Raw genomic sequence first — 2070 nt, 5'->3', positions numbered from 1 at the left:
GGTGGTGGGTCACCTCGTCGACACACTCGGCGGACTCGGCGTGTCCGCGGAGACCATCGGCGCAATCGGCAACGCGCTGGCCCCGCTGAAGAGCCAGATCGCTCAGGGGCCCGCCGAACGGGCAGGCTGAGATCGGCCGTTGGTTCGGCATCTCACCGCGGGCCCGGGTGGCAGGCTTGTCGACATGGAGCAGAAGCCACCGACCGCCTTCATCGAAGCCGCCAACACCCACCATCTGACGAATCTGCCCTTCGACGACACCCGCGACTTCGCCGATGCCGACCGAGGTTTCATCGATGCGCTGCGACCGTGCGTCGTCAAGGCCTCGGACGGACGCGTGGTGTGGGACAACGACGTCTACGACTTCCTCGCCGGTGATGCCCCGGCCAGCGTCCACCCCAGCCTGTGGCGGCAATCCAAGCTCGCCGCCAAGCAGGGCCTCTACGAGGTGGTCGAAGGCATCTATCAGGTCCGCGGTCTCGACCTGTCCAACATCAGCTTCATCGAGGGCGACACCGGTGTCATCGTCATCGACCCGCTGATCTCCACCGAGACCGCGGCGGCAGCGCTTGCGCTGTATCGGGCCCACCGTGGAGATCGAGCCGTCGTCGCAGTCATCTATACCCACAGCCACGTGGATCACTTCGGCGGCGTGCTCGGCGTGACCAACCAGGCCGACGTCGACGCGGGCACGGTCGTCGTGATCGCGCCGGAGGGCTTCACCGAACACGCCGTGCAGGAGAACGTCTACGCCGGAACGGCGATGACCCGGCGGGCCTCCTACATGTACGGCACCGTGTTGGCGCGGGGGCCACTTGGCCAGGTCGGCTGCGGACTCGGTCAGAACACGTCGGTGGGGGAGATCGCGCTGATCGTCCCCACCCTCGACATTCGGGAGACCGGTGAGACGCACACCATCGACGGCGTCGAGATCGAGTTCCAGATGGCGCCGGGGACCGAGGCGCCTGCCGAGATGCACTTCTACTTCCCCAAGTTCCGGGCGCTCTGCATGGCCGAGAACGCCACCCACAACTTGCACAACCTGCTGACCCTGCGTGGCGCGCTGGTCCGCGACCCGCACGGGTGGTCGGGCTATCTGACCGAGGCCATCGACGCCTTCGCCGACCGGGCCGACGTCGTCTTCGCCTCGCACCACTGGCCCACCTGGGGCAAGGACCGGATCGTCGAATTCCTTTCCCTGCAACGGGATCTGTATGCCTACCTGCACGACCAGACGCTGCGTCAACTCAACCAGGGGTACACCGGGATCGAGATCGCCGAGCACTTTCAGATGCCACCGGCGCTGGAGAGGGCGTGGCACGCACACGGCTACTACGGCTCGGTCAGCCACAACGTGAAGGCGGTGTACCAGCGCTACATGGGCTGGTTCGACGGTAACCCGGCGCGGCTGTGGCAGCACCCGCCCGAGGCCATCGCGCCGCGCTACGTCGAGGCGATGGGTGGCATCGACCGCGTCGTCGAGATCGCGCAGAAGGCGTTCGACGAAGGTGACTTGCGCTGGGCGGCAACGCTGTTGGATCACGCGATCTTCACCGATCAGGATCACGCCGCGGCCCGCGCGCTGTACGGCGACACCCTCGAGCAGCTCGCCTACGGCGCGGAGAACGCGACGTGGCGCAACTTCTTCCTCTCCGGAGCCACCGAGCTGCGGGACGGCAACTTCGGGGTGGCGACCTCGACGACTGCGCCGTCGATGGTCTCTCAGCTGACGCCGGAGCAGATGTTCGACAGCTTCGCAATCAGCGTCAACGGCCCAAGGGCATGGGATCTGAACCTCGCCATCGACGTGACGTTCGCCGACGTCGCGACCAACTACCGGCTGTCGCTACGCAACGGCGTGCTCGTCTATCGCAAGGTGGCGGCAGACGCCGCGACCGCTGACGCGACCGTCACGCTGTCGAGCAAGCTGCGGCTGTTGACGTTCGCCGCGGGCGATGCGACGTCACCGGGTCTGGACGTGACGGGTGACGCCGCTGCGTTGCCGTCGCTGCTCGGCGTGCTGGACAAGCCGAACCCCGCGTTCGACATCGTCACCCCCTGACGCGATTT

General features: G+C 66.8%; 1 protein-coding gene. It reads left to right on the top strand.

The genetic code is table 11. The features are described 5' to 3' along the window. The first annotated feature begins 184 nt into the window (after window positions 1–184). The gene (locus ACRDUX_RS29205) at window positions 185–2062 is read left to right on the top strand and encodes an alkyl/aryl-sulfatase (protein ID WP_526419048.1); all 1878 of its coding nucleotides are present in this window, start codon (window positions 185–187) and stop codon (window positions 2060–2062) included. Window positions 2063–2070: the final 8 nt, after the last annotated feature.

This window comes from Mycobacterium sp., from assembly GCF_050701675.1.
Taxonomy (GTDB): Bacteria; Actinomycetota; Actinomycetes; order Mycobacteriales; family Mycobacteriaceae; genus Mycobacterium.
The sequence above is the reverse complement of the archived record's forward strand: the minus strand, read 5'-3'. Positions and strand labels throughout refer to the sequence as shown.